Source organism: Pseudarthrobacter arbutini, assembly GCF_054510915.1.
Genome location: NZ_JBTNDQ010000022.1, coordinates 43,068 through 58,570 on the forward strand (window position 1 = coordinate 43,068; position 15,503 = coordinate 58,570).

The following is a 15,503-nucleotide window of genomic DNA, read 5'->3' on the forward strand; positions in this document are numbered from 1 at the left end:
TCAAACGTGGAGTCCGGACACTGTCCGTAGGTACAACCCGGACACACTCCATCGGGTCCCCCACCGGGACGCCCCTATGAAAGTAGAGCGGATGCACCATTCACCTTGGAAATTAGCGCTGGGAACAGCGTTGTCTGCGGGGCTCATCGCAGCTCCGTTGGCAGCGGTCCCCGCCTTCGCCGTCGACGCAGCACCAGCCGGCACTTCACCCGTTGTCATCAACGAGGCCTACCTGAGCGGCGGCAGCGCCGGCGCAGCGTACAAGAGCAAGTTCGTTGAGCTCTACAACACCTCCGACGCCGCGGTCTCCCTGGCCGGCTGGTCCGTCCAGTACCGTTCAGGCACGGGAACTGCGGCGCCCACCAGCGTGGCTGCCCTCACCGGTTCCATCCCTGCCAAGGGCCACTACCTCATCAAGGGCGGCGCCAACAACGGCGGGGTTGAAGGTGCGGACCTGCCGACTCCGGATTTTGTGGCAACCTCCCTGAACTTCAGCGGCTCCGCCGGAACCATCATCCTGGCGAAGCAGGCCACCGCCGCCCCGCTCGCCACCGGATCGGTTGTTGAACCCGCCGGCGTGGCAGACCTCCTCGGCTACGGTTCCTCCAACACCTTTGAAACGCAGGCCGCCGTTGCGCCCGCCAGCAACACCGACGTCAAGAGCCTGAACCGCAGCGCCGGGACGGACAGCAACAGCAACCGGGCAGACTTCACGCTGAACACCGCCGTCACGCCGACGGCGGCGGGCGGCACCGTGGACCCCGTCCCGGATCCGACGCCGGACCCCAACCCAACACCGACACCGGTGCCCGGCACCAAAACCATCGCCGAAATCCAGGGCACCGGCACCGCCAGTCCGCTGGCCGGCACTGCCGTCACAACGCGCGGCAAAGTCACCGCCGCCTTCCCCACCGGCGGTTTCGCCGGCTACTACGTCCAGACCCCCGGAACCGGCGGCGACCTCACCCCGGGCGGCCACGCGGCGTCGGACGCTGTTTTTGTCTACTCCCCCGCCACCGCAGGCTCCGTGCAGATCGGCGACTTCGTGGAAGTTTCCGGCACGGTTTCCGAGTTCTTCGGCATGACCCAGGTCAGTGTGGCGGACGCCGCCGGGCTGACGAAGCTCACCGATGCCGTCCCCGAGGTGAAGGCCACCGCCTTCACGCTCCCGGCGGCAGAGTCCTTCCGCGAGGCACTCGAGGGCATGCTGCTGGCACCGCAAGGGCCGGTCACCGTCACCGACAACTACTCGCTGAACCAGTACGGCGAAATCGGCCTCTCGGGCGGGACCACCACCCTGGTGCAGCCCACCGCCGTCGCGCGTTACGGCTCGGCCGAATACCAGGCCGCCGTGGCGGACAACGCTGCCCGCGGCATCAAGCTCGACGACGGCTCCACCACCAACTTCCTCAAGGACGCCACCACCAAAGCCCAGGTTCTGCCGTACCTGACGGCCACGGACCCGGTCCGGGTGGGCTCGCCGGTGACGTTCGCCACCAACGTGGTGCTCAGCTACGCCAACAACGCCTGGAAGTTCCAGCCGCTGACCCACCTCACCGAGGCCAACAAGGGCACGGTCCAGCCGGCCAGCTTCGGCGCCACGCGGACCGAGGCTCCCGCCAGCGTGGGCGGCAACCTGAAGATCGCCTCCTTCAACGTGCTGAACTACTTCCCCACCACCGGCGACACCCTCACGGGCTGTACTTTCTACAAGGACCGCGACGGCAACCCCATCACGGTCCAGGGCGGCTGCGACGCCCGCGGCGCGGCAAACTCGGAGAACTTCCTCCGCCAGCAGGACAAGATCGTCGCCGCGATCACCAAGACCGGCGCCGACGTGGTGTCCCTCATGGAAATTGAAAATTCCGCCCAGTTCGGCAAGGACCGCGACGACGCCCTGGCCAAACTGGTGGACGCCCTCAACATCGCGACCCCCGGCATCTGGGACTACGTGCGGACACCCGCCAACGCTCCCCCGCTGGCCGACGAGGACATGATCCGCACCGCGTTCATTTTCAAGAAGGCCGCAGCCGAACCTGTGGAGGAGTCCATCATCCACAACGACACTGTCGCCTTCGCCAACGCCCGCAAACCGCTGGCGCAGGCTTTCAAGCCGGTAGGCGCCGGCGACGACAAGAAGTTCATCGCCATCGCCAACCACTTCAAGTCCAAGGGTTCGGCAGCAACGCCGGACGACACGGACAAGGGCCAGGGGGCGTCCAACGTTGCCCGCACCGCGCAGGCCAAGTCGCTCCTGGACTTCGCCACCGGCCTGCAGGCAACCCAGGGCACGGACAAGGTTTTCCTGATCGGCGACTTCAACTCCTACGCCCAGGAAGACCCGATGAATGTCTTCACGGACGCCGGCTACGTCAACCAGGACGGCAAAGCGAAGAACGCCGACGGCTCCGCGAAGCACTCCTACCTGTTCGGCGGGCTGGTGGGTTCACTGGACCACATCCTGGCCTCCCCGGGCGCTGATGCAGTGGTCACCGGCGCGGACATCTGGAACATCAACTCCGGAGAGTCCGTGGCGCTGGAGTACAGCAGGTATAACAACAATGTGACCAACTACTATGCGCCGGACCAGTACCGCGCCAGCGACCACGATCCTGTGGTGGTGGGCCTGGACCTGCCTGCCGGCCCGGTCACGCCGGCCAGCGTTGAGCTGAACTTCCTGGGCATCAACGACTTCCACGGCCGCATCGACACCAACACGGTGCTGTTCGCCGGCACCATCGAGAAGCTGCGCGCCGCCGCACCCGGGGCCACGGCCTTCCTGTCCGCGGGCGACAACATCGGGGCATCCCTGTTCGCCTCGGCCGTTGCCAAGGACCAGCCCACTATCGACGTGCTGAACGCGCTGGAGCTGGACGCGTCCGCCGTGGGCAACCACGAGTTCGACGGCGGCTGGGCGGACCTGCGCGACCGCGTCATCGCGGGCGGCACCAACGCCACCTTCCCGCTTCTCGGGGCGAACGTCTACAAAAAGGGAACCACCGAACCGGTCCTGCCGGAATTCACGGTCCTGGACATGGACGGCGTGAAGGTTGCCGTCATCGGCACCGTCACCCAGGAAGTCCCGTCCCTGGTGACACCCGCCGGCATCGCCGATCTTGACTTCGGCGATCCCGTGGACGCCATCAACCGCGTGGCTGCCAAGATCACGGCGGAGAACCTCGCCTCCGTGATCATCGCGGAAAACCACGACGGCGCCGGGTCCGGGACACCGGACGGCGCCACCCTGGAGCAGGAAGTGGCAGCGGGCGGCCCGTTCGCGAAGCTGGTCACCGAAACCTCGGCCGACGTGGACGCCATCTTCACCGGCCACACGCACAAGGAATACGCCTGGAACGCACCAGTCCCCGGGGCTGACGGCAAGACCCGGCCGATTGTCCAGACCGGCAATTATGGTGAGAACATCGGCCAGATCCAGCTCACGGTGGATACGGCCAGCAAGGAAGTCATCGCTTCGAAGGCCGGGAACGTCAAGCGGACCACGGATGCCGCCGCCGGCCTCGTAGCCGCTTACCCGCGGGTTGCAGCGGTTGATGCCATTGTGAAGAAGGCCCTGGCGGACGCCGCCGCGATCGGCAACCAGCCGGTCGGTGCGCTGACCGCGGATATCACCACAGCGTTCACCGCGGACCCCGCCGGCGGACCCGCCAAGCGCGATGACCGGGCCAGCGAATCCACGCTGGGCAATCTGGTGGCCGACTCACTGTTGGAGTCGCTGCAGCCGGCTGAGCTGGGCGCCGCGGAAATCGGCGTCGTCAATCCCGGCGGCCTCCGCAACGAGCTGTACTACGCCCCGGACGGCACCATCACCTACGCGGAGGCCAACTCGGTCCTGCCGTTCGTGAACAACCTGTGGACCACGTCCCTGACGGGCACGCAGTTCAAGGCACTGCTGGAGCAGCAGTGGCAGACCAACGCTGACGGCACGGTCCCCAGCCGCGCCTACCAGCAGCTGGGCCTGTCCAGGAACGTCAACTACACATACGATGCAACCCGCGCCGCCGGTGACCGGATCACCTCCATCCGGGTGGCCGGTGCGCTGATCGATCCGGCGAAGTCCTACCGGATCGGAACGTTCAGCTTCCTGGCCACCGGCGGCGACAACTTCCGGGTCTTCAAGGACGGAACCGGCACCAAGGATTCAGGGCTGGTGGACCGGGACGCCTGGATCCAGTACCTGCAGGGTCACAAGCCCGTGTCGCCGGAGTTCGCCCGGCGGACCGTGGCCGTGGTGAACACCACTGCAGCCGAGGTCAAGGCCGGGGATGCCATCACGCTGGCGGTCTCCAAACTGGACCTCACCTCGCTGGGCAGCCCGGTCAATACCTCGCTGGCTGCGGTGTTCACCGACAGCGCCGGAACTGTAACGGATCTTGGCACCGTCCCGGTTGCTGCCGGCGCTGCCGCCGTGAATCTCGCCGTTCCTGCCGGCGCTGCTGCGGGGGCCGGAACCTTGGTGCTCACTGCGGCCGAGTCCGGCACCGTGGTGAAGGCTGCTGTCCAGGTCGCTGGCAGCGGACCCGTTCCGCCGGTCTGCACGGCACCGGTACCGCCCACCAAGTGGTACGACGTCCTGGGGTGGATCCGTTACGGCGTTGCCTGGATCCAGTACCAGCAGTGCCTGCGCGGCTAACCGCTTCGCACTAAACCAACGCGGGCTAAAACCAACGGGGGGTCACTTCGCGCCCATTCCGAAGGGAATATCAGGCGTGAAGTGACCTCGCGTTGGTTTAGGCAGGCTGTGGCACTCGGTCCGGCACCTGTGCACGGACTCCGGTAAAGGAGTTGGCCGGGACGGCCAGGCCAAAGTGCTCGCGGAGCGTCCGCCCGGTGTATTCGCGCCGGAACAGCCCGCGGTCCTGGAGGATGGGGACCACCTGGTCCACAAAGATGTCCAGGCCGGAGGGCAGCACGGGCGGCATGATGTTGAAGCCGTCCGCGGCGCCGGACTGGAACCAGTGCTGGATGGCGTCGGCCACCTGCTCCGGCGTTCCCGCGAAGGTCCGGTGCCCGCGGCCCCCGCCGAGCCGGCCGATGAGCTGCCGGACGGTCAGGTGTTCACTGCGGGCAAGGTTCACCACCAGCGTGTAGCGGCTCTTGGCACCCTCGATCTCATCCTCCGGCGGGAGGTCGGCCGGCAGCTGGCCATCGAGTTTCAGGGATTCCGGCGGGACGCGCAGCAGGTTGGCCAGCTGCCGCACCGCGTGCTCCGGCAGGATCAGCTCATCCAGCTCCCGTTCCAGCTTGAGGGCCTCCGCCTCCGTGGCCCCGATGACCGGAACGATGCCCGGCAGGATCTTGATGGACTGCGGGTCCCGGCCCGCCGCCGTCGTCCGTCTTTTCAGGTCGGCGTAGAAGTCCTGGGCATCCGCCAGGGTCTGGTGCGCCGTGAAGACGGCCTCCGCGTACCGCGCCGCAAAGTCCTTACCGTTCTCCGATGAGCCGGCCTGGACAATCACGGGGTGCCCCTGGACGGATCTGGGTACGTCCAGGCCGCCCTCCACCTGGAAGTGCGGACCCTGGTGGTTAACCGGGTGAACGCGCGAACTGTCCGCCCACACGCCGGCGCCCTTGTCCGCCACCACCGCGTCATCTTCCCAGCTGTCCCAAAGCTTCTTGGCGACGTCCAGGAACTCCGCCGCCCGCTCGTACCGCTGCGAGTGGGCGGGCTGGCCGGCCATGGAGAAGTTCCTGGCGGCCGCGTCCCCCGCTGTGGTCACCACATTCCAGCCCGCCCTGCCGCCGCTGATGTGGTCCACGGAGGCGAAGCGCCGCGCCAGGTTGTACGGCTCATTGTAGGTTGTGGACGCGGTGGCGATCAGCCCGATCCGCTCCGTGACCGCCGCGATGGCGGCGAGCAACACGGTAGGTTCGAGGCTCCCGTAAGGCCGCTGGGCCACGTTTCCGTGCAGCACCGGGGGGTCGGCGAAAAAGATCGAGTCGAGCTTGCCGCGCTCTGCCGTCTGGGCCAGCCGCCGGAAGTGGGCAACGTCCGTGCCGGCGAAGCTGTTGCTCTCCGGCAGCCGCCACGACGCCTCGTGGTGGCCGGTGCTCATCAGGAAGGCGTTCAGGTGCAGCTGCCTGGCGCCGCCAACCGCGGCACTCACGCGCGAACCCCGGCTGCTTCGCGGGCAACTGCTTCAGGAACGACGACGGTCTCCGAGTAGGCGGACGAGTCGCCCTTGATGGACGTACTGCTGCGTCCGTCCACACCCCGGGGAAGGTCGCCGGCGATGGTCACGCGGTTGAGCTGGCGGGGCTGGCCGTCATAGTTGTCCGGGGCGTAGTGCTGGGTGATGCGGTTGTCGAACAGCACCAGCTGGTCCGGCTCCCAGTTCACGCGCACGACGTTCTCCGGGCGGGTGATGTAGGCCTGCAGGAGCCGCAGGATGTCCTTGGACTCCGTATTGGACAGGCCAACAATCCGAAGCCGCTGCGCGAAGGCCCCAATGAACAATCCGCGCTCGCCGGTCAGCGGGTGGACCCGCACCACGGGGTGGGCGGATTCGAAGTGGATCCTGGTGAACTCCTTGCGCCGTTCGTCGGCGTTGGCATGTTCCAGGTTCTTGGACACGGAGTAGTCGTAGTCGTTGGTGTGGATGGCCCAGAGGGTGTCGGCGAAGTTCCGCAGCTCCTCCGGCAGGTCATGGTAGGCCCCGGCCGAGGACGCGATCAGGGTTTCCCCGCCGTAGCCCGGCAGGGTGATGCTGCGCAGCGTGGAGGCCTGCGGCGGGTTCACCACGAAGGTGACGTCGGTGTGCCAGTTGTTGGCGCTGCCGTTTTCGCTGTCCACGGGCAGGACCGCTGGCTTTCCGTCCACGGAGGCCACCGTGGGGTGGGCCTTGGTGAGCGGGCCGAAGCGGCTGGCGAAACGCACCTGGTCCTCGTCGGTGCGGATGTTCGCTTCCCGGAAGACCAGGGCCTTGTGCGTGTTCAAGGCGTCCCGGAGCTGCGCCACGGTGTCCGGCGACAGGTCTGCGCTGAGGTCCAGGCCGCGGATTTCGGCGCCGATGCGGGAGCTGAGCTTGGTGAACTGGAGCTTGGTTTCGGTGATGACGGTCATGGTGTTTCCTTTGCAGTTCAGAAGGAGCAGTTTTGTGTTGTTCGTTCAGAGGTGGCGGCTGAGCGCTCAGGTGTCGGAGCCGACGGCGGTGCGCCAGCGGGAGAAGTGCCGTTCCAGTGCCACGAGCACGGTGTTGACCAGCAGGCCCACGACGGAGACGGTCAGGATGCCGGCGTACATGTCCGGGATCAGGAAGCTGCTCTGCGCGTTGACGATCAGGTAGCCCAGGCCGGCTTTGGCGCCCACCATCTCGGCGGCGATGAGCACCAGGATGGAGGAGGTTCCGGCCATCCTGATGCCGGTGAAGATCGTGGGGACCGCCGACGGCAGGATCACCTTCTGGAAGAGCCGGAAGCTGTTCAGTCCCAGGGATTTCGCGGCCCGGATCAGCAGCGGGTCCACGGTCCGGACGCCGGCGATGGTGTTCAGCAGGACGGGGAAGAACGCGGCGTAGGCCACGATGGTGATCTTCGATTCCTCGCCGATGCCCAGCAGCAGGGTGAACACCGGCAGCAGGGCCAAGGTTGCCGTGTTGCGGAAAAGCTCCAGCAGCGGGTTGAGGAACGAATTCAGCCAGCCGTACCAGGCGATCAGGAGCCCCAGGACAACGGCGGACACCACGGCGATGCCGAAACCGGACACCGAGCGGGTCAGGCTGGCCTGCAGATGGCTTTGCAGCTGCCCGTTCTCCAGGAGCTTGGCTCCTGCTGCCAGCACCTCGTGCAGCGGTGGCAGGAACACCCGGGTGGCCGGGCTGGCCAGGTACAGCGGACCCACTTCCCACAGTGCCAGGAACAGGACAACGGCGAGCGATTTCCAGCCAGCCCGCCCCGCGTGGCGGGCAGCGGCACCCAGCCTGGCTGCCGGCGTCGGGCGTTGTCCACGCCCTGAACCGGACGGTCCGGAGGGTCCGGGCTGCGGCGCTCCGGACTGCAGTGAAGGGTCGACGGCGGCAGCCGCCTCTTGCGGTCGGGTCAACACAGTGCTCATCAGGCCGCACTCCTTTCGAGGGGTTGTTCATCGGGGGCGGTGCCGTCCGGGAGGATCTTCCGGTGGCCGGAGTTCTGGGCCAGGCGGACTTCGTCATGCAGCAGGGACCAGACTTGGTGCCGGTGTTCAACAAAGGCCGGATGCGAGCGGATGTCCGCGTCGCCGTCGCGGTCGGGGATGTTGATGTCCACGATTTCCTTGAGCCTGCCGGGGCGGGCGCTGAGCACCGCCACGCGCTGGCCGAGGTATACCGCCTCGTCGATCCCGTGGGTGATGAACACGATGGTTTTGCCCGTGGCCTTCCAGATCCGCAGGAGCTCGTCCTGGAGCTGTTCGCGGGTCTGGGCATCGAGGGCGGCGAAGGGCTCGTCCATCAGCAGAACGTCCGGCTCATAGGCGAGGCTTCTGGCAATGGCCACGCGCTGCTTCATACCGCCGGACAGTTCATGCGGATAGCGGTCCTCGAACCCGGCAAGGCCCACCAGGTCGAGGAACTCGCTGGCCTTCGCCGCCCTTTCCTTCCTGGACAGACCCGTGTTCTCGAGGCCGATGGAGACGTTGGCCGACGCCGTGCGCCAGGGGAACAGCGCGTACTGCTGGAAGACAACCGCCCTGTCCTGGCCGGGTCCCGTCACTTCCTTGCCGTCCACCAGGACCTTCCCCGAGGTGGGGCGGGAAAGACCCGCCAGCAGATCCAGAAGCGTGGTCTTGCCGGAGCCGCTGGGGCCCACCAGGGTGAGGAACTCACCGGCGGCCACGTCCAGGCTGAGGTCATCCAAGGCGGTGAGGACGGAAGCTTCCGTCCTGGTGTTCTTGCCCGCCCCTTTGCCCGGCCGGACAGTGAACTCCTTGGTGACGTTTCTGAGACTGATCTTGGGTGTCATCTTCTATCCTTTCGACGTTGCTGCCGGTGCCGGGGTTTCCAGCAGGTTGAAGTCATTGGTGTAGAGCTTCTTGGTGTCCAGGTCGCCGGTGATGATTCCCGCGGACTTCAGGTAATCGGCCCAGCGGGTGAAGTCCTGGTCCTGGAGCCGGCCGCCCGGCGATGACACGCCCACGCTCTTCCAGTACTTCAGCGTTTCCGTGCTCTCGTTGCGGCCGCGCTTGGCGATGATTTCCTCGAATTTGGCGATGACCTGCTCCCGCGGCGTGGTGCGCTCCCACTCGATGGCCTTGGCGATTCCGGTAACCACCGTGCGGCTGGTTTCCGGGTTCTTGGCCAGGAAGTCCTTGCGGAGGACGTACTGGCCGGCGTCGAACGAACCGCCGATCACCGCGACGTCGGTAAACAGGGCCCGTACGCCTCCTTCGGCGAGCGCCCGGTCCTGGAGCACCCCGCCGAGCGTGCCGACGTCGACCTGTTTCTTGCGGAGGGCCACTTCGGTTTCATTCGGCGGCACCACCACCAGCTGGACCTGTTTGATCTCCTCCGGCGTCAGCCCGCTGTTTTTCAGGTGGGTGTTGATGATCGCTTCGTGGTGGGCGCCCAGGGTGTTCACGGCGACTTTTTTGCCGATCAGGTCCCGGGCTGTCTTGATGGGGCTGCCCTCTTCCACGTAGTAGCCGGTGAACGTTTCCTTGTCCTCGCCGTAGTAGTTGATGACGGCCTGGACGGGCGCGCCCGCCTCGATGAGCTTGATGACGGCACCGGTGAACGCTCCCCCGATGTCGGTCTGGTCGGTGGCCACGGACTGGATGCTCTGCGGCCCGCTGGTGGTGTTGCTGACCCACTCGAGCTTTACGTCGCCCAGGTAGCCGAGGTCCTCCGCCACTTCCACCAGCGCCACGGTGTTGGGCGACCCCTGGTAGCGTATGGTCTTCAGTTCGGCGCCGGCGCCGCTTCCCCCGGACTGGGCTGTCGCTGCGCCGCCACAACCCGTCAGCACCAGCGAGAGCGCCATGACTGCGGCGGCTGCGGCCGCAGTGCCTGCAGCGGGGGCGGTTCGTGCGGATGGCTTTCGGAATCTCATGGGTGAATCTTTCTGCGCTGGAGGTGTGGAACCGGTGATGCGGGTCCGGGCCGGCTGGCTTGTGGCAACCACTAGAACAGAGAAGGAGGTGCGGCAAAAGGGCGGAGTTCACAGCGCGAAACCGCACGTCACGGCGGTCCATGGGGCGTAGCACGGGGCAATCCGGACGCAGGAGGCCACGCCGCGTCATCCACCACAACAGGGCGCAACAATGCGTCAGGGACCGTCGGGGACCGAGGCTGCGGGAAGTCATCAACCGCAACGCCAGGACACGGCGGCTCAACATTCTCCGAGTTTTTGTCCAGTCGGCGTTGCCGAACGCTCAGGGGACGTTATCTGGACAAAAACTCAGGGGACGCGAGGACGAATATTTCGCTGCGGCGGGGATCCTCAGTGTCCGAGGATCCCCTGTGCGATTTCGTCGGCGTCGCGGAGCGTCCGCTGCCCGCTGGCATACGTGGCGCCGCCCGGCTGGAGCGCTTCCGCGGCGATGGCCGTGCCCCACTGGGTTGCCGAAAGCTGCAGGCCCAACACATAGAGACCATCGGTGACCGAGCCGTTGGCCGCCACCGGCCGGTACGGGTGCGGCGCCACGTCCAGCCCCGTGGCCTGCACCGGCGCACCTTCCGCCGTCATCATCAGCCGGGGCCGCACCATCCCGTCCGCAAGAAGCTGTTCCATGAGCGGTGAATCGTTCGCGGACACACGGTTGGCCGGCGCGAGGGCCTCCACCATGGTCTTCGCCGCCACCGGCGGACCGCTCACCCAGGGTGACACGGCCGTAAAGCGGCCTGACCTGCGGTCCACGCTGAACCGGGGGTCGGGCCCCACAAAGCTGACCACGCCGGCGCGGGCCAGGGCGGCCAGCTGTTCGGCGCGGAGCGCGGGCGGCCCGCTGGCCAGGCCCTCCACAAACGACTCAAACCAGCCACGCAGGCCGGCCACCCAGGACTCATCGGTGATGCCGCCGTCGGCCACTGCCGTTTTCAGCACCGCACGCCCGTGATGCAGGGCTCCGATGGCCATCTTCACCGGATCCTCCTCGCCCAATGCGGACCGGCGGGCGTCATCGAGCAGGTACTCGACGACGGCGGCATCCAGTTCAGCGCGCGATCCGAAGGACCTGCCCGCCAGGGGAGACGCGAGGCCCGGCAGATCGAGCCGGTGCCGCGGCCCGACGTGCACGGCCAGGACGCTCTCCACCGCGGCCTCCCAGTTGGCGGCGCTGTGGGCATGCGGCCGCAGCGCCTCCTCCAACGCGGCCAGGAACTCGGACGCATCGGGGACGGCCGCCGGCTGCGAGCGCACCAGGGTGGAGTAGTAGGCCCAGAGGGTGTCGCGGTGCAGCAGGGGCCAGAGATCGTGGTCGAAACCCGGCCGGATTCCGGTGGCCGCGAACCGTTCCAGCGCGGCCTCGGTCAGGTACCGCAGGGTGACCGACGCCGGGTAGTAGCCGGCCAGCGCTGCCTTGGCCCGGTACGGGGTACCGCGGCGGGAGGCTGCAATGATCAGGGGCTCCTGGCCGGAAGGCTGATACTCGAGCCGGGTTCCGGCATCGATGAATTTCCCGCCGCGGCCCTCCGTGAGCTGGCCCATCGCGTCGAAGAAGTTCAGCCCCATGCCCCGGACGAGGACCGGTTCGCCGGCCGGAATCGCGGCCCAGTCGACGTCCGCCGGGACGGCCGGCGGGAAGTAGCTCAGGCCCAGCTGAGCGGCCGACGCCTGGAGCTCCCGCTGCTCAGGGTTCAGCCGGGACGCCAGGTGCCCCAGGGCCAGGACGACGGAATCGACCGTGAGCGAACCGCCGCCGGCAAGTCCGACGTCGAACGTTCCGGTACTTGGGATTGCCTCGCCTCGGGTGCCGTCCCCTTGAGAGCCGTCCCACGGGGCGCCGTCCCCTGGCGTCCCCGGTGTTCCGTCGCGCGACGGGCGCACCGATACGGCCGTCGTTTCGTGGAAACTGACGGTGACGCCGTCGGGCAGTTTTGCCGTCAGTTCGTCCAGCGTGCAGCGCAGGTAGCGGCCGTACAGCGCCCGGCTGGGGAAGTCCCGCGATCCCAAGGCAGCCAGTTCGGACCGCTCGTCCAGCGTCAGGGCCGGCATCGGCTCACGCTGCTGCCGGGCACGCCAGCGGTCGAACGTGGTGCCCGCGACGGGCGGCGCCAGCCGGGCGTCTTCCGGGATGACCGTCGGATAGAAGGACTGGGTGTTCATGAGGTACAGCCGGGACTGGCCGGGCTGCCACACGTGCCCCGGACCCGCCGGATAGGGGTCGATGACGTCAATATGGAGGGATGCGGGGCCGGAGTGGGCGGCAGCGTGGGCGGCGGCGTGTGCGAGCAGGCGCTCCAGCACACTTGTTCCCCGTGGTCCGGCGCCGATGATGGCTGTCCGGATGCTCTTCGATTTACCCACGGCATCCAGAGTATCGGCATGCGCCGCAGGCACTTGACTTGCTTGCGGCGCGAAAATGTTGTTTGGATGGGGCGCATGACCACCACTGCAGCTGATCAAGCGCCCGGTTCATCGCCCGCCCCCGAACCCACTGATGAGAACGTCTGGCTGGAGGAAATCTACGGCCAGGCACCGCTTGCCTGGGTCCGGGAGCAGAACGCCCGCACCGAGGACCTTTTGGAGGACGCCGACTACGCCGGCCTGGAAGGAAGCATCCTGGAGGTGCTGGACTCCACGGACCGGATCGCCATGGTGGGCAAGCGCGGCGAGTGGTACTACAACTTCTGGAAGGACCAGGCGAACCCGAAGGGGCTGTGGCGCCGCACCAGCTGGGAAAGCTACCTGACGGACTCCCCCGAGTGGGATGTGCTGCTGGATGTGGATGCCCTCGCCGCCGCCGAAGGCGAAGAGTGGGTATTCCACGGCGCCACGTTCCTGCGCCCCGCCGCGGGAGAGCCGTACCGCCTCGCGCTGCTGGCGCTCTCCCCCGACGGCGGCGACGCCAACCGCTACCGCGAGTTCGACGTCGGGACCCGCACTTTTGTTGACCCGGCCGACGGCGGTTTTGACCTGCCGACGGCGAAGGGGAACGTCTCGTGGCTGGACGCGGACACGCTGCTGGTCGCCTCCACGGCCGGGGACCTGCCGCGGACCGCCTCCTCATATGCCCGGACGGCTGTTACCCTGCGACGTGGCGAGGCCCTCTCCGCGGCTGCCCGGCTTTTTGAGGTGCCGGAGGACCACATGATGGCCGTGGTGGCGCACGATTCCACTCCCGGTTTTGAGCGCACGTTCGCCGTGGACTACATCGATTTCTACAACCGGAGCACGTTTGTCCGCTGGGACGACGCCTGGCTCGAGATCGATGCGCCGACAGATGTTAACCTCAGTGCGCACCGCGAATGGCTCCTGTTCCGGCCGCAGCAGGACTGGTCCCTTGAGGGCAACACGTACCCCGCCGGGTCCTTGTTGGCCGCAAAGTTCGAGGACTACCTTGCGGGGGCGCGGGATCTCTTGGTGCTGTTTACGCCGGATGCGCACACTTCGCTCCAGTCGTGGAGCTGGACGCGGAATTTCCTGCTGCTGAACCTGTTGCGGGACGTCTCGTCCGAGATCCGGGTGCTGGATCCCTCTGTTCCCGGCATTGCGGCCGACGGGGCTGCGTCCGATGGGAGTGCGGCCGACGGCGGCGCCTGGGCTTCGTCGCTGCTGGATGCCTGCCCGCCGCTGCACGACGTCAACGCCTACGCGGTGGACGACGAAGATGAAGGACCGGCCGGCGACGGTGCGAGCGACGGTGCCGGCGGCGGTGCGGGCGACGACTTCTGGCTGGTCGCCACCGGATTCACCACCCCCAGCACACTGATGCGCGGAAGCCTCACGCGGAATCCTGCCGGGACCGCTGGCTCCGGCGGGGGCGTTGCCGGGACGGCTGGCGTGGTGAGCAGCCATGCGGCTGTCAAGGCGTCGCCGTCGTTCTTTAATGACGACAAGTACGAGGTGCAGCAGCACTTCGCCGTGTCCGCGGACGGCACCCGCGTCCCCTACTTCCAGGTGGCCTCGCGGGACCTTGTCCTGGACGGGCAGAACCCCACGCAACTCTCCGGCTACGGCGGCTTCGAAGTCTCCCGAACCCCTGCGTACAGCGGAACCGTCGGCAGGGCTTGGCTGGAACGCAGGACCGCCACCTCCGGCGGGCCCGGCGAGGCAGCGCACTCCCGCGGCGGCGTCTACGTTGTGGCCAACATCCGCGGCGGCGGCGAATACGGGCCATCCTGGCACCGGGCCGCACTCAAGGAAAACCGGCACCGCGCATTCGAGGACTTTGCCGCCGTGGCGCAGCACCTCGTCCACCGTGGCGTCACCTCCCGGGAGCGGCTTGGCTGCGTGGGCGGGTCCAACGGCGGGCTGCTGGTGGGCAACATGCTCACCACCTACCCGGAACTTTTCGGGGCTATCTCCTGCGGCGTTCCGCTGCTGGACATGAGGCGCTACACCAAGCTCTCCGCCGGGCACTCCTGGATCGCCGAATACGGCGACCCGGACGTGGCGGCGGAATGGGAGTACATCAAGACCTTCTCTCCGTACCACCTGCTCAAGGACGGCGTGGAGTACCCCGAAACATTCATCTGGACGGCCACGTCGGACGACAGGGTAGGACCGGTCCAGGCCCGCAAGATGGCCGCCCGGATGCAGGCGATGGGCATCCCGAATGTCTGGTTCCACGAAGCGCTGGAAGGCGGCCACGCCGGAGCTTCGGACAACCGGCAGGCCGCCGCGCTGCAGGCCCGCAGCCAGCACTTCCTATGGCGGACGCTGGCAGGCGGTTGATGTCTGTGTTGTCGGTGCGGCGGGCAGTCTCTGCTGACGTGGAACGGCTTGCCGCAGTCCATGTCAGCAGCTGGCAGGAAACGTACCGTGGCATGCTGTCCGACGCTTTCCTGGCAGCCGTGGATCCGGCAGGCCGGCTGGCATTGTGGCACCAGCTGCTGGACCGGCCGAACCCCGCCGAGGTGTGGGCAGCGTGCGACGATGGCACTGTGGTGGGATTCGCCGGCGCCCGCCGACTGCCCGCTCCCGGTTCCCCGGCGGGCCACCCGCCGCCGCCGTCCGGTGACCTGGAGCTCTGGGGATTGTATTTGTTGGCATCGCATCAGGGGCTGGGCCTGGGGCGCCGGCTTCTCGAGGCTGCGCTCGGTACAGGGCCAGCCAGTCTCTGGGTGGCCGCAGGCAATGCCCGGGCCATCGGATTCTACGAACGGCTCGGTTTCGTTCCGGACGGGGCCGAGGACCGGGTACCCGACTGGGAAGACCTCCGCGAAATCAGGTTGATCCGCTCCCGTTGATCTGCTCTCTTGCGCAAGTGTTTGGGCCGGTGGGTGAGCCGGGGTTTTCGCGGGGCGCACGGCGTCGCGGGACTTGTGTGCGGGCCCTGAGACAAGCGCTCACGGGCCGTTTTGCACTGCGTGCCCCGTTCTGCGTATCCTTGGTGGGCTAGTAATAGCGAT

9 protein-coding genes are annotated in these 15,503 nt (G+C 67.3%); 3 read left to right on the forward strand and 6 right to left on the reverse strand.

Going from position 1 to position 15,503, the window contains the following annotated elements; all coding sequences use genetic code 11:
- Nucleotides 1–91 precede the first annotated feature (91 nt).
- Complete coding sequence (locus ACX80V_RS20325; RefSeq protein WP_485844655.1) at nt 92–4,651, forward strand: ExeM/NucH family extracellular endonuclease; 4,560 nt, start codon at nt 92–94, stop codon at nt 4,649–4,651.
- A gap of 97 nt (nt 4,652–4,748) precedes the next feature.
- Here the strand turns inward: ACX80V_RS20325 and ACX80V_RS20330 are convergent, their stop codons facing one another.
- From ACX80V_RS20330 to ACX80V_RS20355, 6 genes are all read right to left on the reverse strand, one after another.
- Nucleotides 4,749–6,125: an LLM class flavin-dependent oxidoreductase gene (locus ACX80V_RS20330; RefSeq protein WP_485844656.1), complete on the reverse strand. Its 1,377-nt coding sequence runs from the start codon at nt 6,123–6,125 to the stop codon at nt 4,749–4,751.
- On the reverse strand, nt 6,122–7,081 hold the full coding sequence (locus ACX80V_RS20335) for a TauD/TfdA dioxygenase family protein (protein ID WP_485844657.1): 960 nt from the start codon (nt 7,079–7,081) through the stop codon (nt 6,122–6,124). Before ACX80V_RS20335 ends, ACX80V_RS20330 begins: the two co-directional genes overlap by 4 nt.
- A gap of 66 nt (nt 7,082–7,147) precedes the next feature.
- Entirely contained in the window at nt 7,148–8,071 is a 924-nt protein-coding gene (locus ACX80V_RS20340; protein ID WP_058930059.1) for an ABC transporter permease, read from the reverse strand.
- Complete coding sequence (locus ACX80V_RS20345; RefSeq protein WP_485844658.1) at nt 8,071–8,955, reverse strand: ABC transporter ATP-binding protein; 885 nt, start codon at nt 8,953–8,955, stop codon at nt 8,071–8,073. The genes ACX80V_RS20340 and ACX80V_RS20345 overlap by 1 nt, the downstream gene beginning before the upstream one ends.
- 3 nt (nt 8,956–8,958) lie before the next feature.
- Entirely contained in the window at nt 8,959–10,041 is a 1,083-nt protein-coding gene (locus tag ACX80V_RS20350; protein ID WP_485844659.1) for an ABC transporter substrate-binding protein, read from the reverse strand.
- A gap of 390 nt (nt 10,042–10,431) precedes the next feature.
- A complete protein-coding gene (locus ACX80V_RS20355; protein WP_485844660.1) occupies nt 10,432–12,456 on the reverse strand; it encodes an FAD/NAD(P)-binding protein in 2,025 nt (674 codons plus the stop codon).
- A 75-nt stretch (nt 12,457–12,531) separates the two neighbouring features.
- Here ACX80V_RS20355 and ACX80V_RS20360 point away from each other — a divergent pair, with 75 nt between their 5' ends.
- Nucleotides 12,532–14,826 carry a prolyl oligopeptidase family serine peptidase gene (locus ACX80V_RS20360; protein ID WP_485844661.1) on the forward strand — a complete coding sequence of 765 codons (2,295 nt, stop codon included), beginning with the start codon at nt 12,532–12,534 and terminating at the stop codon, nt 14,824–14,826.
- Nucleotides 14,826–15,341 carry a GNAT family N-acetyltransferase gene (locus ACX80V_RS20365; protein ID WP_485844662.1) on the forward strand — a complete coding sequence of 172 codons (516 nt, stop codon included), beginning with the start codon at nt 14,826–14,828 and terminating at the stop codon, nt 15,339–15,341. The genes ACX80V_RS20360 and ACX80V_RS20365 overlap by 1 nt, the downstream gene beginning before the upstream one ends.
- The last annotated feature ends 162 nt before the right edge of the window (nt 15,342–15,503 follow it).